Source organism: Chitinophaga sp. ARDCPP14, assembly GCF_051362515.1.
In the GTDB taxonomy this organism is placed as follows: Bacteria; Bacteroidota; Bacteroidia; order Chitinophagales; family Chitinophagaceae; genus Chitinophaga.
On record NZ_JBKIXB010000013.1, the window covers coordinates 173,055 to 197,005 of the forward strand.

Consider the following 23,951-nt stretch of genomic DNA (forward strand, 5'->3'; position numbering starts at 1 on the left):
GCACTTACCGGCCGATGATATTATTTATCCTCTTCTTCTGCTTTGATGCCTGTTTGTGTAAACACGATCTTCCGTTGTTTGTACAGGTTGCCAATGGTCATTTTGAATGTTTTCTTGCTCATCCCAAAAAACTCCTGTATCTCTTCCGGTGTCGATTTATCATGATACGGCAGATAGCCATTGTTTTCCTGCAGTAACCGCATAATTTTCTCTGACTCGTCTTCTACTTTATTAAATCCGGGTTTACCCAGGATCACATCTATTTTATCGTCCTTGATCTGGCGGATGAAGCCCGGTAATTTGTCACCGATTTCAATGGTCCGGAATATTTCGTTGTGATGCAGGATACCGGTATGCAGGTTGTTGATGATCACCACGTAACCGATGTCGGTACGGCGGTAAATCACCAGGTTTACCTGGTCTTTTTCCTGTACGGTGAGGTTTTCATTGCTGAGGTAACGGTCAATCTTCTCTGTGGCAGCAAGGCGGCCGGTCAGCTCATCGATATATATTTTTACCAGGTATTCCTGTCCAGGCGCCATGCGGGTAAGCTGTTGGGAAGAGGCCACAAACAAGTCTTTCATCAGCCCCCAGTCCAGGAAAGCGCCCTGTTTGGTAACGCTCACCGCTTTCAGCATCACAATATCCCCTGCAATCCCGTAGGGGCGCTGGGTAGTGGCAATCAGGCGGTTTTCGGAATCATGGTAAAGAAATACTTCCAGTTCATCGCCTACACGGGTACCGTCGGGTACAAACCTTGTGGGTAACAGGATCTCCTGTTCTACGCCTTCGAGGTACACACCAAAATCAGCTTCTTTTTTCACCCTTAACAGGTTGTATTCACCCACCTTTATCATAAAAAACGATTAATTGTCAGGCTGCAAGTTACTTATAGATTGCCGGATTGCGAGAATCATATTCTGCTTACTTTTGTAAGCATCAGATACCGGGCAGTATTGGTAATTCCCCGGTATCCGGTCTTAAACCAACCAAACTATCTTATGACGATTTTATTATTCACCCTGATCCTCCTCGGCGGGGCCTTTTTGGCTGGGCTGCTGGGATCGCTGACCGGCTTAGGCGGGGGCGTTGTGATCATCCCGTTACTAACACTGGTATTTCATACCGATATCCGGTATGCCATTGGTACCGCTTTGGTAGCCTCCATTGCCACTTCTTCCGGCTCAGCGGCTGCTTATGTAAAGGAGGGCATTACCAATATCCGGCTGGGCATGTTCCTGGAAATAGCCACAACCACGGGCGCCGTTGTGGGCGCACTGATAGCCGTATATATGCCCACCAATATCGTAGCCATTATTTTCGGACTGGTCCTCATTTTCTCGTCCGTAATGTCTTTTCGCAAGAAAATGGAGTTTCCGGCAGGGCATAGCGACAGCAAAGCAGCGGAGCAGCTGCGGCTCAACGGAAGCTATCCCTCCGACGGTGAGATGGTCAATTACAAAGTGCATCATGTACCAGGGGGCTATTTTATGATGACCTTCGCCGGCATCATGTCCGGATTGCTGGGCATCGGCTCCGGCGCGCTGAAAGTGATGGCAATGGACAATATTATGCGTATTCCTTTTAAGGTGTCTACCACCACCAGTAACTTTATGATCGGTGTTACCGCTGCTGCCAGTGCAGTGGTATATCTGCAACGGGGATATATTTCTCCGGGCCTGTGTATGCCGGTAGTACTGGGAGTGCTGGCAGGCGCCTTTGCGGGCTCCCGTTTGCTCACACGCGCCAATGTAAAAGGGTTGCGTATAGTCTTTAGCGTAGTAATCGGATTGCTCGCTTTACAGATGATCTATAATGGGATAACCGGAAAATTATAAACGATGAAACAGGCACTCGCAAAGTATTTCCGGGATAAGGATATCCAACAGCTCATCGGCAAACAACTGCGTATAGGCGTAATTGTTTCCAGCATCATCGTATTTATCGGTGGTGTCATTTACCTCGTCCGTCATGGCCATGAACACCCCTCCTATGGCGACTTTACCGGTGTAAGAGAAGGTTTAACCACCCTGCCCGGCATCTGGCAGGGTGTAATGGAAAATAAAGGCATGAACATCATCCAGCTGGGCATCGTATTATTAATTGCCACGCCTATCATCCGTATAGCCTTTTCCGTTATAGCCTTTTTAATAGAGAAGGACTACCTGTACGTAGGCATCACACTCCTGGTACTGGGTATCATCCTATTCAGCATGCTGGGCGGGTTAGCGGGGTGAGCGGATTTTGTCTTTCTCAGGATTACGCTGATTATACTGATTTTTTGGATTTTGTTTTTTGGGATTTTATAAAGGATTGGGGGAGATATCAGCGAATATTTTTAAAGATTAGGGAAGATAAAAGCAAAATATCCGCTGCTGTCTTCCCTGATCTTTAAAAATCAAAAACAAAATCAAAAAAAACAAAATCCCAAAAATCAGTATAATCAGCGTAATCCTGAGAAAGACAACCTTCGCTACAGGGTTACCGCAATTACCGCGTCAATAGGGTCCGATGGTGTTGCAGGAACGGAGATGACGAGGTCCTCTGCGTTGCCGGTGGTGGAGAGCTGCTGGCCGTTTGCCAGCAGGCGGGCGCTGTTTACTTTTCCTTTTATACCAGGAACATGCAGTTTGCCATCGGTTGGCCAGTTGAAAACGTGCAGGTATAGCGTGGTGGTGGCTCCTTTTATTTTTTGGGTGCAGCGGCCCCATTCCAGGGGTGGCAGCGGGCTGCCTTGTGTGCCGTATATGGAGGCGCCATTTACTTTCATCCATTGGCCAATTCCTTTCAGCGCGGTAAGACTGCCCTCGGGGAATTGTCCCAGCGCATCAGGGCCTACGTTGAGGAGGTAGTTGCCGTTTTTGGAGGCGATGTCTGCCAGGTTTCGTATAAGCGTTTCCGTGCTTTTCCATTTTGGGTCGTAGTCTTTATATCCCCAGGTGCCGTTCATGGTCATGCAGGTTTCCCAATCCCTGCCATCCAGCTCCGACTGGTTGGGGATCTTTTGCTCCGGTGTTTTATAATCGCCCGGGAAGTTGGGTCTTCTTAAGCGATCGTTTGTAATGATATTGGGTTGCAGCTTCAGCACCTCCTGTAGTTGTTGTGCGTATTCATCAGTCATATTGGTAGGGGTGTCCCACCACAGCACGGCTACTTCGCCGTAGTTGGTGAGGAGTTCCTTTACCTGGGGCACGGCTACTTTAGTGATGTAGTCCGACATGGTAGCGGAGGTTTGCAATGGGTCCCAGTGGCCGGTGTGCGCCTGGGTATAAGCATCTATTTTGGCGGAATCAGGGTTGGGCCAGCCTTCGGTGGCCACTTTGCGGGCCGCGGCGCCACCGGGGTTGTTCCAGTCCTGCGCCTGGGAATAATAGAAGCCGAGTTTGATACCGTATTTCTTGCAGGCGGCAGCCAGCGGCTTCAGTACATCTTTACCATAAGGAGTGGCATCCACAATATTCCATTTGCTGGCGGCAGATTTGAACATAGCAAAGCCGTCGTGGTGCTTGGCGGTGATGACGATATACTTCATGCCTGCATCCCGGGCTGTTTTTACCCAGGCGTCGGCGTCGTATTTAACGGGATTGAATTGTTTGGCGTATTGCTGGTATTCCAGTACCGGTATTTTGCCGCGGTTCATGATCCATTCGCCGCCGCGGCCTACCTGGTGGCCTTTATAGTTGCCGGCCAGTACGGCGTAGTCGCCCCAATGGATAAACATGCCAAAGCGGGCTTCGCGCCACCATTGCATGCGCTGGTCACGGGTAAGTGTGTGCTGTGCATGAAGAGAAGCTGCGGGTAACAGCACCATCAGGAATAGCGTGAGTTTTTTCATAAACGTCATGTGGAAAGTATTGTCGGTTATGCAAACGATTGCAAAAAGGGTTTAAAAATAAGCGCTTATCGCGCTGATCTTTATTCAATTCACATAAATGTCTATAAAAAAACTGGTCCGGAATGGGCTGATTTTACCGGAAACTGGTATTTTTTTAGTTGGATATTTTATTCCGGGAGAAGGAATAAAATATCCAACTATTGGAGGAATATTATTGCGCCATTTCCATTTCGTCGAGTTCCAGCACCTGGGTAGTCCAGGTACGCAGCTCATCGCAGAGGGCAGGGTTATTCAGGAGCGACTGTCCGTAGGACGGGATCATTTTCTTCAGTTTGATCTGCCATGCTTCGGTTTCAACGTCTTCGTTAAAGCAACGTTTCAGCAGGTTCAGCATGATGGATACTGCAGTAGATGCACCGGGAGAAGCGCCCAGCAGCGCTGCAATGGAGCCATCAGCAGCACTTACCACTTCGGTACCAAATTCCAGGATACCGCCATGTTCAGGATCTTTTTTAATCACCTGTACACGTTGTCCGGCAATTTCAAGTTCCCAGTCTTCCATTTTAGCTTCGGGGAAGTATTCCCTTAACGCCTCCAGCCGGTCTTCCGGCTTCTGTCTTACCTGTGCAATCAGGTATTTGGTCAGCGGAATATTATCCAAACCAGCAGACACCATGGGTACAATGTTGTTGGCTTTGATGGATAAAGGGAGGTCCATGAAAGAACCATTTTTCAGGAACTTGGTGGAGAACCCGGCATAAGGGCCAAACAGCAAGGCTCTTTGTCCATCTATCATGCGGGTATCGAGATGCGGAACCGACATAGGAGGCGCGCCTACAGAGGCTTTGCCATATACTTTTGCACGGTGCTGTTCAATTATTTCAGGATTATTGCAACGCAGCCATTGTCCGCTTACCGGGAAACCGCCGAAACCTTTTCCTTCCGGAATGTCCGACTTCTCCAGCAACGGCAGGGAACCGCCGCCGGCGCCAATGAATACGAATTTAGTGTTGATGGATTGTCTTTCACGTGTACCACGGTTTTTTACCTTGATGGTCCAGCTGCCGTCGTCTTCCTTTTTAAAGTCACGCACATCATGGTTAAAGTGCATGCTTACACCATCCATTTTTGCGAGATGATTAAACAGGGCACGGGTTAATGCGCCAAAGTTCACGTCTGTACCCATTTCCATGTGGGTAGCCGCTACTTTCTGGGAGGCATCGCGGCCTTTCATTACCAGGGGCATCCAGTTTTTCAGCTTTTCCGGATCTTCAGAATACTCCATCGTTTTAAACAGATGGCACTGTTGCAGGGCATTGTAGCGCTTTCTGAGGTAATCCACATTCTCTTCTCCCCAAACAAAACTCATGTGGGGAACAGCCTGTATAAAATTGTGCGGATTGGAAATGATGTTATTTTCTACCAGGTAGGACCAGAACTGGCGGGATACTTCAAATTGCTCTGCAATGTTCACCGCTTTTTTAATGTCTACTGATCCATCCTGTTTCTGTGGCGTGTAGTTCAACTCGCAAAATGCAGAGTGTCCTGTGCCCGCATTGTTCCATGCATCGGAACTTTCTGCAGCTGCCACATCCAGTCGTTCAAAAATTGCAATGGTTAACTCAGGTTCCAGCTCTTTCAGGAGCATTCCAAGTGTTGCGCTCATGATCCCGGCGCCGATTAAAACCACATCCGGACCTGTTCCAGCTGTACTCTTGCTTCTAAACATAACCCCATTTTTATTCGAGGTGCAAAGTTACAATCAAAACACTTATGCAGGGAGAATAAATTGATTGTTTACTACACTTTAACAATACTATTACAATTCTTTCTGAACGGATTGAAAGTTTTGAATTTCTCGTTGCGTATATATAAATTTATATTTTGGTTAAGCATTTGGCAATGAAATAATTGACTGCCCGGAAAGTTTATTTTTATTTTATGATGAACAGACGCCTGTTTTTAAAAGGAGTATCCGCAGCAGTAGTGATTTCTGCCTGCGGTAAAATAGTAAAGGCCGTAACGCCCCGGCACTTCGACAGTAAAACCGTTTTCCGCTTTGCGGTCGGGTCCGACTGGCATTACGGCGAGCCTAAAACCAATTACGACCAGTATTTCCTGGATCTGCAAACCGCTTTTAACCAATACCAGCACCAGTATCCCTGCGAGTTTTTTACGCTCAACGGAGATATTATCCACAACGATCCCGCCCTGTTGCTGCCTGCAGCCGCCAAATTGAAGCAATTGCATCCCAAGTTGCTGGTTACCCATGGTAACCACGACATGGTGCCGGCTGCTGCCTGGGAACAGGCCTGGGGAATGCCGCTCAACCACGATATGGTAATGGGTAACCATGTTATTCTCCTCGGTAATACCGCCGATGAGAAAGGAAAATACATCTGCCCCGATGTTGATTGGTTCACGCAAAAGCTCGAACAATATAAAACCGCTCAAAATATATTCATCTTCTTACATATTACCCCGGTAAAATGGACAGATAACGGGCTGGATTGCCAGGATTTTCAACAGCTCATCCGGAAGTATCCGAATATCAGGGCCATCTTCAACGGGCATGACCATGATCAGGACAGCGTAAAAATGCTCGATAACTGCCCCATCCCATTCCTGTTCGATGGTCACGTAGGCGGCAGCTGGGGAGTTGGCTATCACGGTTTCCGGGTAGTGGAGTTAAAGGAAGACGGCAGCCTGCTCTCTTTTATTATGAACCCGCTGAAAAGACAGAACGAAAGGGTTTTTCCGAAAGTTTAGCTATTTTGCCGGTCCAATCGGGATGCTAAAAGAAAATCTATGCTGGAGGAACTTGAAAAAGACTACGGATTTACCTATCCTACGCTCTATAAACAATTATATAAGGATGGTATGCTGAACTGGGGTGAGTTTGGGGAAGACTGGCTGGATAAAGTATACCCTGCTATTAAAACTGCACCGCCTTTACTGCTATACGCCAACGATCTCGAAATAATGGCCCTGCCTACGGTGGATGAAGAAATGGACGAAGGGCTGCTCTTTGCAGATCCTGTACACCAGTTCGTTCCCTTTGCCATGAGCGGCGCCGGCGATTGGTTCGCCTTTTACTTCAACCTGCAAAACGGCGACGATGTGCCCATTGTACAGGTGTTTCATGATTCCAATGAAGCCTGCATCCTGGCTAAAAACCTGCAGGACTTTATTTTTTTACAAATGCTGGAAGCAGTAACAGACCTGGATCCCAGGAATCCTTCGCTGATTGCACATGGTAACATGAAAGAAAACTGCCGCAACTTCCTGCGCACACATGCACCTTACCTCACACCACGCCAGGCAGGTATTATAGAGGCAGTATATGATTTTGGAAGATTGACCAATGTGGCCCTGCACGAAATTGTAGAGAAAGAAATGAGCTTTGAATGGCTGGACAGCAGCTTCCCTTACCAGACAAGAGGATAACAAACCGGCTAAAAATGTTGGGGATAAAATCACATTTTTAGCCGGCCCCGCTTATTTTAATCTTTATAAAAATCTATCAGCGAGCCGAAATACTGCTCATTCCAGCCGGCAATAATATCTTCATAAGCTTCGTCCGGAATATTCACATGCTTCAACTCCACATCTGTTCCTTTTGGAGATGGATGCAGTTTGATGGTGACAATGGATGGATTTTCCTCTTCTTCCTCTTCATCGTCCATAAAATACCATTGCTGCACAATCTTTTTGTCCTGCTCAAATTCCAGGTTTTTACCCACAATACTTCCTTCCCATAAAGCGAATTCAGAACCCGGCTCTGTCGACATTTCAGCTACTTCGCCTGTCCACAGCTGAATGGTGGCGGGATTGGTGAGTGCCGCATATACTTCTTCAGGCGGGGCCGCGAGTATAAAATGTTTTTTGTAATCTTTCATGGTTTCAAAGCTACTGAATTGATGAATTATTATTTACTTTTCTATAAAAATTGAGCATATGCAACTAACCAAACTGATCCCGAATATCTTTTATTCGGATATGAATGTGGGTTTGCAGCTATTTGTGGATACGCTGGGCTTTTCTGTGGCATACCGTGATGACAGCGGGGAACAGCCGTTTTGCATCATCAAGCGGGACAACCTGGTGATTCACCTGATTGAAAGTCATGAATGGGCGATCAAGGACAGGCCGGAAATACGACTCGAAACCGATGACATAGAAGCAGCATATGCACTGGTGAAAGGAAGTCACCCTGAGTTACTACACCCCAATTTACCGGAGATCAAACTCCAACCCTGGGGAGCACTGGAATTTGCCCTGAGAGATACAGAAGACGTGTGCGTGATTCTCCAGCAACCTTCCTGATTGTTCATTTCCGGGCATTTACCGTCCATTTCCGGACAAAAGAAGACGAATACTTCCCTTGTAACCCTTTGTGGATAAGGCCATGCAACTATGGCGGTCTTCTTGTGTCTTTAAGGGCGTCCATCAAATCCGCCTTGCCATGATCAGGAATTATTTGAAAATAGCTTTCAGGAACCTGTTGAAGAACAGGGGCACCTCCTTTATCAACATCTTCGGCTTATCTGCCGGCATGGCGGTAACCATGCTCATAGGACTATGGATCTGGAATGAATTGTCGTACGATAAGTACCACGCTAATTACGATCGTATTGCCCAGGTATGGCAACGGATGTCGAAGGGCGACGAGGCGGGCGCTTTTAATTCAACCCCCATTCCCCTGGCAGCCGCTTTGCGGACCTCCTATCCCGACGATTTTAAGCAGGTGGTAATTATGGCAGATGGCACACATACCATTGCTGCAGGAGAAAAAAAATTTACCCGGACCGGCATTTTTTCAGAACCCGGCGGCCCTGAAATGCTTTCCCTGAAAATGCTGAAAGGCACCTATAGTGGCCTGAAAGAACAAGCATCCGTACTCCTGTCTGCCCGGTTAGCAACAGCTTTGTTTGGCGACAAAGATCCAATGGACCAGCTGGTGAAGATGGATAACAACCGTAACCTCGTGCTGAAAGTAACGGGTGTATATGAAGACCTGCCCGAAAATACTTCTTTCAGTAGCACTGACTATATTGCGCCATGGTCGCTGTTTATAAATAACTGGACCTGGATAGGCGACGCGAGAGACAAGTGGGACTTCAACATGACGAAACTGTTTGTGCAGTTGGCAGATAACGCGGATATGGACAAAGTATCAGCAAAAATAAGCCAGGTAGCAACACCGCATTTAACCCTCGAGCCTGGCCTGAAAGAGGAATTATTCCTGCACCCGATGCGTAAGTGGCATCTGTATTCTTCTTTTGAAAATGGCGTGAATACCGGCGGGCAAATACGTTATGTGAAGTTATTTGGCCTGATAGGCTTGTTTGTGTTAATGCTGGCCTGTATCAACTTTATGAACCTGAGCACCGCGCGGTCTGAAAAGCGGGCAAAAGAAGTAGGCATCCGTAAGGCCATTGGTTCTATGCGCCGGCAGCTGATCTGGCAGTTCTTAAGTGAATCGGTGCTGGTGGCATTCTTCTCTTTTGTGTTATCCATATTGATTGTGTTAATAGTGCTGCCCTGGTTTAACCAGGTTGCCAACAAACATATTGGGGTATTATGGGGCAGTCCGGTGTTCTGGCTCATTGGCCTGGGATTTAGTTTGCTCACCGGCTTACTGGCAGGCAGCTACCCCGCGCTGTATCTATCCTCGTTTCAGCCACTAAAAGTATTGAAAGGCACTTTCCGCGCCGGCCGCTTTGCTGCTGTGCCCCGTAAAGCGCTGATCGTAGTACAGTTCACCGTATCCATTATTTTAATTATCGGCACCATTGTTATTTACCGGCAGATTCAGTTTGCGAAAAACCGTCCTGTAGGATATACCCGTAACGGCCTGCTTTCCATACAAATGACCACCCCGGAGATCTATAGGAACTATAAGATCATCAAGAATGAATTGGAAGGTTCGGGTATGGTCACCGCTGTATCGGAGTCGCAGGGGCCACTCACCGACATATGGGCCGGCGCCGGCGGTTACAAGTGGAGAGGACAGCGATCTGACCAGGAAGACGGTTTTGCTGTAATTGGCGGCAGAATGGGTTATGGCAAAACAGTTGACTGGCAGTTTATTGCAGGCCGGGACTTCTCCGAGCAATTTGCTTCCGATTCTATGGGAATAATTTTGAATGAAGCAGCTGCCAAGTACATGGGATTTGATAATGCTGTAGGTGAAATTATACGTAAGGATAGCCTCGAGTATCATGTACTCGGCGTGGTGCATAATATGATCATGGCTTCTCCTTATGAAGAAGTAAGACCGGCTATTTATTACCTTTTGAGTGAACCCGGCAATTTTGTAAACATCCGGATCAACCCGGACGTGACCACTGGTAAAGCGATGGCAGTGATACAGCAAGTAATGCAGAAATATAACCCGGCTGCACCATTTGAATATAAATTTGCCGACGAAGAATACGCAAAGAAATTCAGTGAAGAAGAACGCATCGGGCAACTATCCACCTTCTTCGCTATACTTGCTATCATGATCAGTTGTTTGGGTTTGTTTGGCCTTGCTTCTTACCTCGCAGAGCAACGTACTAAAGAGATAGGTATCCGTAAAATAATGGGCGCCTCTGTATTCCAGTTGTGGAAAATGTTGTCGAAAGATTTTGTGATACTGGTCAGTATTTCCTGTTGCCTTGCGATTCCGGTAGCCTGGTATTGCCTGGACAGATGGTTGCTGCAGTACGAATACCACACCACCATAGTATGGCAGATATTTGTGTTCACCATGTTGGGAGCCTTACTGATAGCGCTGCTCACCGTAAGCTACCAGGCCGCAAAAGCAGCACTGTCGAACCCGGTGAAGAGCCTGCGGGCAGAATAATTTTTCTTTTCCCTGTGCGGTAAAAAAGGTATTTTTATTGAATATCCTCAACCCGCTTTTGAATAATGAAAAACGTCCGGCTGTTTGCGGCATACCTGTTATTCTTATTGTGCGTAGCTGCCTGTAGCCATGCACAGGCGCCTGCCGCATGGATACGCATCAACCAGCTCGGCTATCTTCCCGGTGGCGTTAAAGTAGCCGTTTGGGGCGGCAAAGGAAGCATGCAGCCACGCACCTTTCAACTGGTGTCGGCGGTTACCGGTAAAGTTGTTTTTACAGCCGGTACAGGTACACCTTTCGGCGCCTACGGCCCGTTTGATCAAACCTATCGGCTGGACTTCTCCGCGTATTCATCTCCCGGGAAATATTACCTGAAAACAGATAGTATCATTTCTCCTGAATTTCGTATAGGCGATAACGTGTACGCGCGTACGCCAGACTTTTTGCTGCGTTATATGCGGCAGCAGCGAAGCGGGTTCAATCCCACGCTCAAAGATTCCTGTCACACGCACGACGGCTACACCATGTACGGTCCTATGCCAGACAGTACGCATATCGACGTAACCGGTGGTTGGCATGATGCCACCGATTACCTCCAGTATGTAACTACTTCTGCCAATGCAGCCTTTCACCTGCTGGCAGCTTACCGCGATTTTCCGGGTGTTTTTGGAGATAGCTACTCAGCCAATGGCCTGCCGGGCAGCAATCATATCAGCGATGTGCTGGACGAAGCAAAATGGGGCCTCGACTGGCTGTTGAAAATGCATCCGTCGGATAACGTGATGTTTAATCAGTTAGCCGACGACCGCGATCATCATGGTCTTCGCCTGCCCGGTGAAGATAACTTTTATGGCAAAGGCTTTGAACGACCCGTATATTTTTGCACAGGAGAACCGCAAGGTTTAGGTAAATACAAAAACAAAAGCACCGGCGTAGCTTCTACGGCAGGAAAGTTTTCCAGCACTTTCGCGCTGGGATATGATCTGCTGAAAACAACTGCGCCTGCCTATGCGCAGCTGCTGAAAACCCGGGCTTTGTCTGCCTGGAAAATGGGAAGAAAACAACCCGGCGTATGTCAAACGGCGTCGGTACTATCGCCCTACATTTATGCAGAAGATAACTGGACCGATGACATGGAGCTGGCCGCTGCACAACTGTACCAGATCACAAAAGAAACGGAATACCAACAGGCGGCCACCGGCTATGCCGCGCAGGAAGAAGTAACGCCATGGCTGGGCGCCGATACCGCTCATCATTACCAGTGGTATCCGTTCATCAACCTGGGGCATTATGCGTTGGCCCAGCAAAGCAACCGTGCAGAAAAGGAGCGTCTCACCAGTTATTATGAAACCGGTATCCAGCGGGTGTGGAACAAAGCAAAGCATAATGCTTTTTATCGCGGTATACCATTTATCTGGTGCAGTAATAACCTGACTACCGCCTTTGCCATCCAGTGTTACTGGTACCGGCAACTCAGTCATAAAAATACTTTTGCTGCCCTGGAGCAGGCAAACATCGACTGGCTTTTTGGCTGTAACCCCTGGGGCACCAGCATGGTATACGGGTTGCCTGCAAACGGCGATACACCTGCTGATCCGCACGCCGCCTTCTCCGCTGTTGGCCACTACCCGGTAGATGGCGGACTGGTAGACGGACCTGTGTATACCAACATCTACAAAAATCTCATCGGCATCCGGTTGTCGAACCCCGATGAATATGCTATGTTTCAAAGTGACCTCGCCGTGTATCACGATGATGTTGGCGATTACAGCACCAATGAGCCCACCATGGATGGCACGGCTTCCCTGGTGTACCTGCTGGCAGCAAAAGCACAGGAAGAGGCCGGGAAGCGGCAATACGATCATGGTGGATTAATCCGCGGAGATAGCAGCAAAAAACAATTGACACTTGTTTTCACAGGAGATGAATATGCGGACGGCGCGCAGGTAATCCGCAACACATTGCAGCAACAGCATGTAAAAGCGGCATTCTTTTTCACCGGCAGATTTTATCAGCAACCCGCTAACCAGGCGCTCATCCGGCAGCTGAAAGCAGACGGGCATTACTTAGGAGCGCACGGCGATCAGCACCTGTTGTATTGCGACTGGCAAAACAGGGATAGTTTGCTGGTTACAAAAACACAGTTCCTCGACGACCTACAGGCCAATTATAAAAAAATGGCAGCAGCAGGAATTTTAAAAGAAGCTGCCCCCTGGTTTTTGCCTGCGTATGAATGGTACAATGACAGCATCGCTGTATGGACTGCCACAGCGGGTTTGCAGCTGATTAACTTTACACCAGGCACCCGTTCCAATGCAGACTATACCTATCCGGCGCTGGGAAAGCAATACCGTACCTCAGCAGAAATTTATCAATCCATTCTGCAATATGAAGCAAACCGTCCCGGCGGTTTGAATGGCTTCCTGTTGCTGCTGCATATAGGCACGGATCCCCGCAGAACAGATAAATTTTACAAACAGCTGGGGGCATTGATCACGGCGCTGAAGCAGCGGGGATATCATTTCAATCCGCTGGCACAGGTGCTGCAATAACATTAATGGTCCTTTTGGTGACCTGCCAATTTTTAGCGAACTTAAAGTATTGATAAACACATAAATGCGAGAATTGAATCAAAACAAAGACAACCAAAATTAGAAACGGTAGTTAGTATGCTACCCATGACTGTAATCGACCAAACTTAAACCCGCTAAATTTTTTCTATGAGCTTGTTTCTATTGAAGATGGCTAAAGGCCGGTCCTTTTTGCTATTCCTGTTCATGAACGTGCTGGCCGTTGCTACCTATGCCCAGGTAAAAATTTCAGGCCAGGTAACGGATAACCAGCAATCTCCTATTCCCGGCATCACGGTAGTAGTGAAGAATTCAAAACTGGGCGCCAAAACAGATGTGGACGGACGTTATACCATCAGCGGCAACCTGCCGCCCGGCAATTACACACTGGGTTATTCAGGTATTGGCTTCGCACCCGGTGAGCGGGTGCTGGTAATAAGCGCCGGCAACACCACCTATACGCAAAACATTCAACTGTCGGCAGAAGTGTCCAAACTGGATGAGATCGTGGTAACCGGTACCTCCGAAGGAACCACGCGCCGGCAGCTGGGTAACTATATCAGCACGGTGAAAGCTGATGAACTGAGTAAAAGCGGCTCGGGTAACGTGCTGGCAGCCCTGCAGGGTAAAACTGCCGGTGCACAGATTTCCCAGAACTCCGGGGATCCGGCAGGCGGCATCTCTGTAAAACTCCGTGGTATCAGTACCATATCAGGTTCTACAGAACCTTTGTATATCATCGACGGGGTAATCATTGATAACTCTACTACGCGTGTAACCAATGCTGATCCGAGCTACGGCGTTGGAGGAACAACCGATCCGGCAGGTGGCGCAGGCAATAACTTCGTAGGTAACGTAGGGCAAAGCCGTATCTCTGATATTAACCCGGCAGATATTGAACGCATAGAAGTACTGAATGGCGCTGCTGCGGCAGCCATCTATGGTTCCCGCGCCAACGCCGGTGTTGTACAGATCTTCACTAAAAGAGGCAGCGCCGGAGCACCGGTGGTTAATTTTTCCACCAGTTTTTCCGTGAATCAACTGCGTAAAAAACTGGACGTGAATCAGGCCCCGGTAAAGTTTGGCGGATCTCCGGACGATTCCACACAAAACATCCTGACTCCTGCTATCGTGAGTAAAACACCGGTAAACAGGTACGACTACCAGGATTATATTTTCCGCACCGGCGTAGGAACGGATAATAATATATCCGTGGCCGGTGGCAAAGACAAAACAAAATACTACGCATCCGGCAGTTACTTTTATAACCAGGGAATTATCAATAAAACAGATTTCAGCCGGTTCAGTTTCCGCTTAAACCTCGATCAGGAGCTGGCCAGCTGGATAAGCTTCAATGCCAGTTTGAACTATGTTTACAGCAAAGCAAATGAAAAACCTGATGGCAATACCTTCTATTCTCCTATGAATGGCGTAACCATCATCGGTAACTACTATGATATACAAAAGCGTAACGCCTTAGGTCAGCTGATGAAAGTAGGAGAACGCGGCCGCGTAAACCCCGTGTCTATCATGGAGGATTTTAAACAGCAGCAACATGTAGGCAGGGTGATTGCCGGCGCCGGCGTCAAGCTGCGGCCAATCAAGAACCTTACGGTAGATTACCGGCTCGGTATCGACAACTATAACCAGGAAGGCACCACCTTCATGCCCGCATTCGCTTACTTTGTAAGTCCTGGTTTTTACGGCGGCGGTCCTACCCTGGACCCTGCGCAGAATGGTTATGCCAGCGCCGGTAATAATAATTCCTTTCTGATCAACCACGACCTCAATGCTACCTATAACTGGGATATCAATGATAAACTCAGTTCGGTAACACAGGTGGGCTACTCTGTGCAATACCAGCGCATGCACTACACCCTGGAACAGGGAAGAGGGCTGCCTCCTTTTGTGCAAACAGCAGATAAGGCCACTACTATTATTCCCGGTGCAGATCAACGGACGGAGTTATCTGTTTCCGGAGAATATATCCAGCAGAATTTTAAATACCGCAACCAGCTGTTTCTTACCGGCGCCCTGCGTGTGGATGGATCATCCGTATTTGGGGTAGATGAAAGGAACCAGTTATATGCTAAACTCAGTGGTAGCTATGTGATATCCGGCACAGATTTCTGGGAAAAATCATCCGTGGCCGGATGGTGGAACCTGTTGAAATTAAGAGCGGCCTACGGCGAATCCGGTAACTTAACCGGTATCCCCGCATATGGCCGTTACAATACCTATGCTGCCACAGCCTTTATAGGCGCCGCTGCTTTCCAGTCGCCCTCCACCTATACAAACCCGGATGTGAAACCGGAGAAGCAAAAGGAACTGGAAGTAGGTACGGACCTGGCGTTCTGGAATAATCGTATAGGCTTATCCGTTAACTATTATAAGAAACGTGTTGAAAACCTGTTAATCAGCCGCGCAGTGGCCCCCACCAAAGGCTACTCTTTTTACCAGGATAATATCGGTACACTGGAAAACACCGGTGTGGAAGTAGTGTTGAATGTAATGCCGGTGAAGACGACTAATTTCAACTGGAACCTGACTGCTATCTATAACCGTAACCGCAATAAAGCGGTGGATATCGGACAATCGCTGATCCTCTATAACACTGTAGGCGGCGCTCCTGTGGGCATTGCCAATGGAGAGCCGATCGGCTTTTTCTATGGTACCTTCTTCGCCAGGGACGAAAGTGGTAATCTCCTGAAAACACCTGCCGGCATACCGGTTACGGAAGCAGGCAAACAAAATTCACCACTAACGTATACGGTTGCACGTGATCCGGCTACCGGGTTGCCGCCAACAACAGGCGTTACGGCATTGAATAAAAAAATAGGTGATCCTAACCCCGATTGGACCGGCACACTTACCAATGATTTCCAGTATAAAAAACTGGGTCTTCATATACAGATAGACGCTGTGCAGGGTGGCGATGTATTCAATGCCGACTGGCGAACCAGGCAAGGTGTTGATAACGGAAAGGTAGCTGAACAGGAGGATCTCGGGTTGCTTCCACGCGGTTTTGTAGCGGGCAATTACAATATACAGGAATGGAGAATTGATGACGGCTCCTTTGTGAAGCTGAGGGAAGTTGCCTTCAGCTATAGCTTTGGCAAGCTGAAAGGACTCAGTGATTTAACGATAAGTGTTGGCGGCAGGAATTTGATTTCCTGGGACAACTACAAAGGATACGATCCGGAATTAAATGCGGCAGGACAAAGTACCGTATTGCGCGGAATTGATTTTGGCGCCGTGCCGGTGCCCCGGAGTTATAACCTGGCTATCCGCGCAAAATTTTAATCACAAAAAAAGAGCTATTATGAAACGATATATGCAATATAGTATCCTCGCCATCGCTTTGTTCTGCATTTTCACCGCCTGTAAGAAAGATTACCAGGATCCATCGGGACCTTCATCAGAACAGGCTTACAGCTCGCCCGCTACGTTGGCGAATGCAGCAGTGGGCCTGCAGGCATGGTATGCAAAAGATCGCACAGGGTTGTTATACACCACGGTTACTTCCGGCAGTTTGCTATTGGGAGAAACCTTTGTAACCAACCCGGGTAACGCAGATGAAGGGCAGATCGCCGCAGGAGGGAATAAAATCCTGACCACCAACGTGGTAGTTACTGGTATGTGGAATGTATCTAATAAGATCAGGTATGAAGCCGATAGCATTTTACGCCGTACCGGCGTTGTTGTTGCCGATAAAAGCTTTGCCAGTGGCCTTATTGGTTATACCACTATTTTTAAGGCCCTCGCCCTGGGCGTGCAGGCGAATTTCTGGGAGCAGGTACCGGAAAATACCGGTACCCCTGTGTCATCCGGTGGGGTGAAATTTGTTCCGGCCAAGCAGGGTTATGTAATGGCAGTAGCCGCCCTGGACAACGCGATCAGCACTATAACGGCTACGCCTATAGGAACTAGCTTTTTGGCCAATATCCCCCAGAATGTGGATATCATTAATACCCTGTATGCACTGAAAGCAAGGTACGCCCTCTACGCAGGTGACTACCCGGCGGCAATAAGTGCAGCTGATAAAGTAAACCTGGGTGTACAGTCTACGCTTTCTTTTAATCCACAGATCAACAACCCCATCTTTTCGCTGGTAACGGCTACCAACAACATCTATAACGTTGTTGACTCTACGATGGGATTGCCGGTGCCTATACAGCCGGATCTGGCTGACCAGCGGGTGCCGTTTTATATTGCCCGGCCAGCCAAGCCGAAGTTTAATATCAACGGCTTTTTCAGAAGTAGTTTAACAGCAGTGCCCATCTATCTGCCGGGAGAAATGCTGCTTATTAAAGCAGAAGCTTATGCCCGTCAGCATGACATTGTGAACGGCTTGCTTTACCTGAACAAAGTTGTTACCAAGAAGGCATCTGAAGATGCGTTCGGTGTTGGTGCGGCATTGCCGCCGGTAGTGGCGGTCACTGAAGCGGAATTGCTGACGTTGATCTATAAGCACCGGAGAATAGAATTGTTTATGGGGGCCCAGGAACTGGAGGACAGCCGCCGGTTTGGAAGACCAGTGTTGGAACGGAAGCGGAGTTATTTTCCATATCCGTTTGTAGAACGGAATGACAATCCGAATACGCCGGACGATCCTGCATTTTGATGAAATGTTTTACAGGTTGCCGCGGGTGGCGGCAACCTGTAAAACGTTTTGAAATGGGGGACAAAGTTGTTATCTTGATGTTTAAGTATGGAAATATATACAACCCTTCAGATAGGCGCCTATCATGTTAACCACTGTGAAGACTATCTCTTCTTCGATCATATCGATAGCAATAAGATCATTTGTGCCGTTATGGACGGCTGTACAATGGGAAAGGATAGCTATCTGATTTCTTCACTGGTAGGTAAGCTGTTGAGAAAAATCTGTAAATCGCTAAGCTATAAATCGTTTTATTCCAAAGAATACCCCGAAATGTCATTGGATGACTATCTGAAAATCATCTTAAAAGAATTATTCTCAGAATTAAAAGTTATCAAAAATCAAATACAACTGGAGAGAGAAGAGTTGTTAACCACATTGATTATTTTGTTGGCAGATACCAAAGCAGATAAAGGTTTGGTTTTAGTAGTAGGAGATGGTATAGTGAACATTAACGGCGCCGTTATTACCTTTGATCAGGATAACAAGCCTGATTACCTGGGCTATCATCTGTCGGAAGATTTTGATCATTGGTATGAATGTCAGCTGCAGAAAATATTTTTACATGAACTCATCGATATCAGCATTGCTACCGATGGTTTAGAAACATTTACCAGGGTGGCAGCGCCGGAAAATTCCGAGGTAATAAATCCGGTAGATTTTCTGTTAAATGATCAAACCGGGAGAGGCAATGAAGAAATGCTGAATATGAAATTAAAAGCGATTGAGCACAAGTTTGGATTGAATCATACAGATGATCTGGCAGTGATAAGGATGATAAAATAATCTTATACCGCATTACGTCCATATTTTTCCCCGTGGATATAAAGAGAAAGATGTCCCATTATATTTTACTGAACTAAACCCACCAACCGCCTGCTGATTGCCAATCCCATACAGAGATGGCGTTTTCCGGCAAATGAAGCAAACACAGGAGCAAAGCAACATCGTTGTGGTGTAGTTTTTGATTTGGCCTTTCGTAGCGAAATCCTAAAAATTACTATCATGAACAAGAACAGGCTTTCAGCCAGCTTACAAGCAGGACTTAATAATCAAATGACCCAGGAAGCGTTTGCAGCACAGATATATTTGTCTTATGGATCCTGGGCTGCAAGTGAAGGATATAATGGGATTGCCAATTTCCTCTTCCGCCATGCCAACGAGGAGCGTAACCATATGATGAAATTCCTGGAATATATCCTGGAAAGAGGTGGTAAAGTGGAGATAGCCGCTATTCCGCAACCGCCTGCAAATCCTGTCAGCGTACAAAACTGTTTTGAGCAGGTATTTCAGCAGGAGGTTAATAACACAACGGGAATCTATAAATTGGTGAAGATGAGTTTTGACGAAGGCGACTGGGCTTCATGGAATTTCCTGCAGTGGTTTGTGAAGGAACAAACGGAAGAAGAGACCCTGGCGCTGAACCTGTTGGATAAGATCAAAGTGGCAGGTGGAGAAAAGGCAACCGGTGAAGCATTGTATGCACTGGATAGGGATCTGGAAAAAGAACCGGATGAGGCGGAACTGGCAGAAACAAAAACAGTAGAGAATCCATAGCAGAGCTATTCATAATGATAAAAAGGAGGGGTTGCATTGGCAATCCCTCCTTTTTAATTATTGCACGCTAACTAAAGTAGCCCCTGTTGGCTTGCAGCGCTGATAAGCCCGGCTACATTTTTTACCTGGAATTTCTGAAGCAGATTTTTACGATGATTTTCAACGGTGAATTTGCTTAGGAAAAGCATTTCTGCAATGCGCCTGGTGGTGATACCGGAAGCAATAAGTTTCAGGATTTCAAGTTCCCTGGTAGTAATCGCCGGAACGTCTTTTGTGGCCTGCCCTCCGGGCCGGGCAATAATTTCTTTGATGGCATTGCTGAATACGATCTGATGTTGCAGGGCTTCATGGATGCAGCGCACCAATTCCTCTACAGATGCATTTTTGAGCAGGTAACCACTTGCGCCGTTTTCAAGCATTTTCATAATGGCGCTGCGTTGATCATGATTACTCAGCGCCAGGACAATGGTATCGGGAGCTGTTCTTTTAATTTCCTTACAGATATCCATTCCGTTTCCATCCGGGAGTATAATATCAAGGAGCACCACATGAACGGGGTTGGTATTGAAAAACTGTAGGAAATCCCTGGCATGGGTAAACGTACCTGCAATTTCGAATGCCGCTTCCCCGGCAAGAACATTCACGAGCCCCTGAAGTACCACCGGATGATCATCAAGAATGGCCAGCTTATATTTTGGTTGCAACATACACTTCAATATTTATGGAAGTACCTGGTTGATTTCCTCTGGAAACGATGTCTATTGTACCATTCAGATACGCTACACGGGTTTTAATACTAATGAAGCCCATTCCTTTATTTTCATGCAGCATATCTTCATTGAAACCGGTGCCGTCATCTTCAACAGTAATAAAAAACTTATTATCCCGTTGATTGCATTGTAACAGGATACTTTTTGCTGCGGCGTGTTTTACTGCATTGGTGAGTAATTCCTGTGCAATGCGATAAATGATCAGCTGTTCTCCCTGCGGGATATTTGTCTGAATCCCGAAACTCAGGAAGCGGATGGTTGTTTTTTCAGAGGAAAATGAATCGCAAAGATCTTTCAATGCGGCTTCAAGACCCAGTCGTAACAGCATTTCGGGCATCATATTATGAGCAATGCGTCTTAACTCTGTCACTGATGTATCCATCTGTGCGATGATGCCTTCCAGTTCAGGGCGGTTACTGGTATTGACGGCGCCGGCAATTTTGGAAAGATTGATTTTTGTGGAAGCCAATAGTCCTCCCAGGCTGTCGTGAAGATCCCGTGCCACCCGTTTGCGTTCTTCTTCCTGACCCAGCAGCATGGCATGCGAAACCTTTATTTGTTCCTGCTGGATGGCAGTTCTCTTTTTATTTTTATAAAAGAAGTAAGCCAGTAGTAAGATCATAAATAAAAGAATACTTACCAATCCTAACGACCAGCTTAGCAGGATAGTTCGTTTTAATGCGAAGTTTGCCTTGTCGTTGGACGCGTTCAGTTCCGTAATTTTCCGTTGATGTTCTGCATTCCTGAATTTTATTTCCAGGGCATTTATTTTTGTCTCCAGGTTGCTTTGCGCAACGCTGTCGCTCAGGTAACTATAACGTTTCAACCACTGGAAGGCCTCCGGAATATTTTTCAGATCTTCATTGGTTACTACGAGGCCATAGAACAATAAAAGCCGGTTGGCTGAATTGTTCATAAATGGTTGTTTACTGTACAGATCGAGGGCTACGCTGCGGGCCTGCTGCAGATCTTTCTTATTGTATAATGCATAGAATTTCTGTAACAATAACCGTTGTTCAGGATAAGGCTGGTGCAGTTGCCTGGCCAATGCAATACCTTTCTCTGCAACTGCAAGGGACTGCTCAAATTTTTCCGCGATGGTAAGCCGCATACTTTCTCCGGCATAATAATCCAGCCACTCATTTGCTTCGGGGTAGGGAGCCAGTAACACCCGCATGCTATCAAGGTACAAAGCGGCTTTCGCGGAATCACCCGATAACGAATAATTCTCGGATAAGGTATGATAGGCAGTAGCCAGGTATTTTATATTTCCTTGCTGATTCCGTAACGTTTCAATCGAGAGTTGCAGATAGGCTTTAGCTTTGGCGTATTCTTTCAGGTTTTTAAATCCATAAGCCAGATCCAGGTAATTCTTTCCCAGGTACAGTTGGTCGCCGGCTTTTTGGGCCAGCGGGATGGCCCGGTTTACAAGCAGGTTTACATAAGTTTCCGGATCATCTTTTTCGAAGTGGAATACCCGCGCGTAATCATGCCAGCACATGGAACGGAAAAGCAATGCATCTTTGCCCGGAAATTTCTTCAGGATGTTTTCCGCCTGCATGAACATCTTGGCAGCAGAATCCGGCGCCGCGGCGGTAAGTCTCCTGGCTTCGTAAAACAGTGTCACGCCCTGCAGAAATGGATAACCCTTGCTAAATCTTTTACCTGACTGCATATATTTTTTCGAGAGCGTAGTGTCCGTCTCTTCCCATTCATCCGACAAACGAAAGCTTACACGGGCTTTGATGCTATCGTTTACCGCTTGTTCAAGGATATGGGCAAGACTATCCTTGTCAAATTTTCCGGGAGCCTGCTGCGCATAACTCCGGACTGCCGACAACAGAAGAATAAGTACGAGTGTAAATGATTTCATAACAATTTGCAAGTTGTTACATATTATCGTCATAATAAAGATACGGGAAGAGAATGACTGAAAACAGCTATACGCAAAATGACCATTTCACGGTATAGGACGCCCTTGTTTTCATAAGTAATTTTGTTCTGCGTACTGACATAAAAACCGGGTTAAATTCAAAGAATATCATTTCAAACCATAGCATATGTACAGAAAATTATCCATTGCAAGTATCCTGTTCGTAGCAATGCTCACCACGTCCTGTTCCAAAGATAAGGATGATAACAATTCCCCAACGACACACAAAGTAGTATTTAAAGCCGAAACTTCAGGAGGTGGCACAGTCGACAGGGCCGCCTATGGGGTCGATGCGGACGCCCACAGTGCTACTAACCTTAGTGGTACCTCCTGGAGCAGTCCTGAGCTTACGGCACCGGCAGGCGCGTACAATGCCAATATCGTTATGAATGGAATAGGCACCAGCAATGCCTCCACATTGAAGGTAGGGATTTATGTAGATGGCCAATTGAAAAAGGAAGCATCATCCAATCCAGGTACGGTATTAACGGTTACCCTCAATTACAAATTTTAATACTTTTTCATGCGGCTCCTGAAAAATACATCCATCATCATTGTGCTGACGCTCATTTTCTCTGCAGCCGGTTCTTATGCGCAGTCGAAACTGGACAAACGGACGAAAGAGGCGCTGGGACAGCGTTATCAGGATGATAAGTATTACGCTGATTTTCAAAGAGGTATTTATAACCGGGAAAACTGGAAGAATTCATGGGTAGGGGCCAGGCTGTCAGATATTTATAAAAAATGGGGTGCTCCCGCAAAAGCCTTCCCTGATGCAGATGGGGGCCAGGTAGTGGTATATGAAAAGATGTCTAACTATGGGGGAGGCAGCTATACCCCCGGATATACGATAACGGGTTACAATGTTTTCGGACAGGCTGTAAACTCAGAAACAGTGCAGTCTAAAGATACGCGCTGGGCCAGTCAGTATGTGGAAACTACCACTGTATTTGTAGATAAAAACGGGGTCGTTACAAAAGTGGACTATAAAATAAACAGCTCGCGGTCAGGTAACTATTTTTGATATGAATTACGTATTCAAGACAATACTCGCGGCCAGTTTGCTGGCCATAAACTTTTCGGGGTTCTCACAAGGTAAATACTTTGAAGTAGCTATTGAGAAGGGCGTGTTCAATGGAATGGACTATGGAAGAATAAGGCCACTTAATAACCAGTACGACGTAAAACTTCCTTATGGGGGCAAAAACCGGCAGCAGCTTTTGGAGGGCATACTGGAATACCTGAAAAACAGACCTGCCCTGAAAATTGATACAGTGCTTAATAATGGATCTGTTGTTGTATATCGTGATTTTGCCACGATCGGCAACAAGCAAAATTGTTTTGCTGATCTTACCGGGCTTATTTTCCTGTTTGCGATACCTGAAGAAGGATATATTTCCATCCGTCCCGGAAGCAATTCAAAGATATACGCTTCTGTTTTTGATGCAAAGCTGCGTATCAGTCCGGGCGACGATGTAGTATCTGAGGAAGATGTGCCTTTCAATGAGTATAAATTTATACAGCCCACCGACGGCCGTACGCAAAGTGCCGTGGCTCCGCATGGCGGCCTTTTGGGTAAGGCAACTTCACGTAAAATCAATTATAAACTGGCTTATCCCGACAGTATTTTTGATCCGGATGGCAAAGTTGTAAACCCCGGCAATAAGAAGCGCCTGGAATCATTCTTCGATGGCTATGTAACGGATCTTGATCAGTTTCTGAAAACAAAATTTAAAATGAAGTAAAGTAATTTAAAAGAAAAGCCAACTTGTG

Annotated in this window: 20 protein-coding genes; 14 read left to right on the plus strand and 6 right to left on the minus strand. The window is 46.9% G+C overall.

Annotated elements, in window-relative coordinates; translation table 11 throughout:
* Window positions 1–20: 20 nt before the first annotated feature.
* The gene (locus ACLHR0_RS27865) at window positions 21–857 is read right to left on the minus strand and encodes a CvfB family protein (RefSeq protein ID WP_370910970.1); all 837 of its coding nucleotides are present in this window, start codon (window positions 855–857) and stop codon (window positions 21–23) included.
* A gap of 144 nt (window positions 858–1,001) precedes the next feature.
* Here ACLHR0_RS27865 and ACLHR0_RS27870 point away from each other — a divergent pair, with 144 nt between their 5' ends.
* Window positions 1,002–1,838 carry a sulfite exporter TauE/SafE family protein gene (locus ACLHR0_RS27870; RefSeq protein ID WP_436491051.1) on the plus strand — a complete coding sequence of 279 codons (837 nt, stop codon included), beginning with the start codon at window positions 1,002–1,004 and terminating at the stop codon, window positions 1,836–1,838.
* A 3-nt stretch (window positions 1,839–1,841) separates the two neighbouring features.
* On the plus strand, window positions 1,842–2,237 hold the full coding sequence (locus tag ACLHR0_RS27875; RefSeq protein WP_436491053.1) for a DUF1634 domain-containing protein: 396 nt from the start codon (window positions 1,842–1,844) through the stop codon (window positions 2,235–2,237).
* A gap of 236 nt (window positions 2,238–2,473) precedes the next feature.
* On the opposite strand, the gene ACLHR0_RS27880 is transcribed toward ACLHR0_RS27875, so the two are convergent.
* Window positions 2,474–3,835 carry an alpha-L-fucosidase gene (locus ACLHR0_RS27880; RefSeq protein WP_436491055.1) on the minus strand — a complete coding sequence of 454 codons (1,362 nt, stop codon included), beginning with the start codon at window positions 3,833–3,835 and terminating at the stop codon, window positions 2,474–2,476.
* A gap of 211 nt (window positions 3,836–4,046) precedes the next feature.
* A complete protein-coding gene (locus tag ACLHR0_RS27885) occupies window positions 4,047–5,564 on the minus strand; it encodes a malate:quinone oxidoreductase (protein ID WP_436491057.1) in 1,518 nt (505 codons plus the stop codon).
* 212 nt (window positions 5,565–5,776) lie between these two features.
* Between ACLHR0_RS27885 and ACLHR0_RS27890 the strand changes: the two genes are divergently transcribed.
* Entirely contained in the window at window positions 5,777–6,604 is an 828-nt protein-coding gene (locus ACLHR0_RS27890) for a metallophosphoesterase family protein (RefSeq protein ID WP_429061769.1), read from the plus strand.
* A gap of 39 nt (window positions 6,605–6,643) precedes the next feature.
* Window positions 6,644–7,282, plus strand: a complete 639-nt coding sequence (locus tag ACLHR0_RS27895) for an SMI1/KNR4 family protein (protein ID WP_429044533.1) — start codon at window positions 6,644–6,646, stop codon at window positions 7,280–7,282.
* 56 nt (window positions 7,283–7,338) lie between these two features.
* Here the strand turns inward: ACLHR0_RS27895 and ACLHR0_RS27900 are convergent, their stop codons facing one another.
* A complete protein-coding gene (locus ACLHR0_RS27900) occupies window positions 7,339–7,734 on the minus strand; it encodes an SRPBCC domain-containing protein (RefSeq protein WP_079469530.1) in 396 nt (131 codons plus the stop codon).
* 58 nt (window positions 7,735–7,792) lie between these two features.
* On the opposite strand from ACLHR0_RS27900, the gene ACLHR0_RS27905 reads away from it, so the two are divergent.
* The 7 genes from ACLHR0_RS27905 (at window position 7,793) to ACLHR0_RS27935 (ending at window position 19,475) form a co-directional block, all read left to right on the plus strand.
* On the plus strand, window positions 7,793–8,161 hold the full coding sequence (locus ACLHR0_RS27905; RefSeq protein ID WP_370910963.1) for a hypothetical protein: 369 nt from the start codon (window positions 7,793–7,795) through the stop codon (window positions 8,159–8,161).
* A 139-nt stretch (window positions 8,162–8,300) separates the two neighbouring features.
* Window positions 8,301–10,685, plus strand: a complete 2,385-nt coding sequence (locus ACLHR0_RS27910) for an ABC transporter permease (protein ID WP_436491061.1) — start codon at window positions 8,301–8,303, stop codon at window positions 10,683–10,685.
* Window positions 10,686–10,750: 65 nt separating this feature from the next.
* A complete protein-coding gene (locus ACLHR0_RS27915; protein ID WP_436491063.1) occupies window positions 10,751–13,237 on the plus strand; it encodes a glycoside hydrolase family 9 protein in 2,487 nt (828 codons plus the stop codon).
* A 168-nt stretch (window positions 13,238–13,405) separates the two neighbouring features.
* Window positions 13,406–16,558 (plus strand): SusC/RagA family TonB-linked outer membrane protein, encoded by a 3,153-nt coding sequence (locus ACLHR0_RS27920; RefSeq protein ID WP_429044547.1) that lies wholly within the window; start codon window positions 13,406–13,408, stop codon window positions 16,556–16,558.
* 19 nt (window positions 16,559–16,577) lie between these two features.
* Complete coding sequence (locus tag ACLHR0_RS27925; RefSeq protein WP_436491065.1) at window positions 16,578–17,879, plus strand: RagB/SusD family nutrient uptake outer membrane protein; 1,302 nt, start codon at window positions 16,578–16,580, stop codon at window positions 17,877–17,879.
* A gap of 87 nt (window positions 17,880–17,966) precedes the next feature.
* The gene (locus ACLHR0_RS27930; protein WP_436491067.1) at window positions 17,967–18,704 is read left to right on the plus strand and encodes a protein phosphatase 2C domain-containing protein; all 738 of its coding nucleotides are present in this window, start codon (window positions 17,967–17,969) and stop codon (window positions 18,702–18,704) included.
* Between the two features lie 219 nt (window positions 18,705–18,923).
* Entirely contained in the window at window positions 18,924–19,475 is a 552-nt protein-coding gene (locus tag ACLHR0_RS27935; protein WP_370910957.1) for a ferritin, read from the plus strand.
* A 71-nt stretch (window positions 19,476–19,546) separates the two neighbouring features.
* On the opposite strand, the gene ACLHR0_RS27940 is transcribed toward ACLHR0_RS27935, so the two are convergent.
* Window positions 19,547–20,182 carry a response regulator gene (locus ACLHR0_RS27940; RefSeq protein WP_436491070.1) on the minus strand — a complete coding sequence of 212 codons (636 nt, stop codon included), beginning with the start codon at window positions 20,180–20,182 and terminating at the stop codon, window positions 19,547–19,549.
* Window positions 20,163–22,118, minus strand: coding sequence for a sensor histidine kinase (locus tag ACLHR0_RS27945; RefSeq protein WP_436491072.1), 1,956 nt, complete (start codon window positions 22,116–22,118; stop codon window positions 20,163–20,165). The genes ACLHR0_RS27940 and ACLHR0_RS27945 overlap by 20 nt, the downstream gene beginning before the upstream one ends.
* A 187-nt stretch (window positions 22,119–22,305) precedes the next feature.
* Between ACLHR0_RS27945 and ACLHR0_RS27950 the strand changes: the two genes are divergently transcribed.
* The 3 genes from ACLHR0_RS27950 to ACLHR0_RS27960 are packed head-to-tail and all read left to right on the plus strand — an operon-like array spanning window position 22,306 to window position 23,923.
* The gene (locus ACLHR0_RS27950; RefSeq protein ID WP_436491074.1) at window positions 22,306–22,692 is read left to right on the plus strand and encodes a hypothetical protein; all 387 of its coding nucleotides are present in this window, start codon (window positions 22,306–22,308) and stop codon (window positions 22,690–22,692) included.
* Between the two features lie 9 nt (window positions 22,693–22,701).
* A complete protein-coding gene (locus tag ACLHR0_RS27955) occupies window positions 22,702–23,202 on the plus strand; it encodes a hypothetical protein (RefSeq protein WP_436491076.1) in 501 nt (166 codons plus the stop codon).
* 1 nt (window position 23,203) lies between these two features.
* Window positions 23,204–23,923, plus strand: a complete 720-nt coding sequence (locus ACLHR0_RS27960; RefSeq protein WP_436491078.1) for a hypothetical protein — start codon at window positions 23,204–23,206, stop codon at window positions 23,921–23,923.
* Window positions 23,924–23,951: the final 28 nt, after the last annotated feature.

Bases quoted from the DNA above. Each gene is read 5' to 3' on its own strand.
- ACLHR0_RS27940 (WP_436491070.1), bottom strand. From the start codon at position 20,182: ATGTTGCAACCAAAATATAAGCTGGCCATTCTTGATGATCATCCGGTG.
- ACLHR0_RS27910 (WP_436491061.1), top strand. From the start codon at position 8,301: ATGATCAGGAATTATTTGAAAATAGCTTTCAGGAACCTGTTGAAGAAC.
- ACLHR0_RS27885 (WP_436491057.1), bottom strand. From the start codon at position 5,564: ATGTTTAGAAGCAAGAGTACAGCTGGAACAGGTCCGGATGTGGTTTTA.
- ACLHR0_RS27865 (WP_370910970.1), bottom strand. From the start codon at position 857: ATGATAAAGGTGGGTGAATACAACCTGTTAAGGGTGAAAAAAGAAGCT.
- ACLHR0_RS27930 (WP_436491067.1), top strand. From the start codon at position 17,967: ATGGAAATATATACAACCCTTCAGATAGGCGCCTATCATGTTAACCAC.
- ACLHR0_RS27950 (WP_436491074.1), top strand. From the start codon at position 22,306: ATGTACAGAAAATTATCCATTGCAAGTATCCTGTTCGTAGCAATGCTC.
- ACLHR0_RS27905 (WP_370910963.1), top strand. From the start codon at position 7,793: ATGCAACTAACCAAACTGATCCCGAATATCTTTTATTCGGATATGAAT.
- ACLHR0_RS27935 (WP_370910957.1), top strand. From the start codon at position 18,924: ATGAACAAGAACAGGCTTTCAGCCAGCTTACAAGCAGGACTTAATAAT.
- ACLHR0_RS27960 (WP_436491078.1), top strand. From the start codon at position 23,204: ATGAATTACGTATTCAAGACAATACTCGCGGCCAGTTTGCTGGCCATA.
- ACLHR0_RS27895 (WP_429044533.1), top strand. From the start codon at position 6,644: ATGCTGGAGGAACTTGAAAAAGACTACGGATTTACCTATCCTACGCTC.
- ACLHR0_RS27900 (WP_079469530.1), bottom strand. From the start codon at position 7,734: ATGAAAGATTACAAAAAACATTTTATACTCGCGGCCCCGCCTGAAGAA.
- ACLHR0_RS27915 (WP_436491063.1), top strand. From the start codon at position 10,751: ATGAAAAACGTCCGGCTGTTTGCGGCATACCTGTTATTCTTATTGTGC.
- ACLHR0_RS27925 (WP_436491065.1), top strand. From the start codon at position 16,578: ATGAAACGATATATGCAATATAGTATCCTCGCCATCGCTTTGTTCTGC.
- ACLHR0_RS27875 (WP_436491053.1), top strand. From the start codon at position 1,842: ATGAAACAGGCACTCGCAAAGTATTTCCGGGATAAGGATATCCAACAG.
- ACLHR0_RS27870 (WP_436491051.1), top strand. From the start codon at position 1,002: ATGACGATTTTATTATTCACCCTGATCCTCCTCGGCGGGGCCTTTTTG.
- ACLHR0_RS27920 (WP_429044547.1), top strand. From the start codon at position 13,406: ATGAGCTTGTTTCTATTGAAGATGGCTAAAGGCCGGTCCTTTTTGCTA.
- ACLHR0_RS27890 (WP_429061769.1), top strand. From the start codon at position 5,777: ATGATGAACAGACGCCTGTTTTTAAAAGGAGTATCCGCAGCAGTAGTG.
- ACLHR0_RS27880 (WP_436491055.1), bottom strand. From the start codon at position 3,835: ATGAAAAAACTCACGCTATTCCTGATGGTGCTGTTACCCGCAGCTTCT.
- ACLHR0_RS27955 (WP_436491076.1), top strand. From the start codon at position 22,702: ATGCGGCTCCTGAAAAATACATCCATCATCATTGTGCTGACGCTCATT.
- ACLHR0_RS27945 (WP_436491072.1), bottom strand. From the start codon at position 22,118: ATGAAATCATTTACACTCGTACTTATTCTTCTGTTGTCGGCAGTCCGG.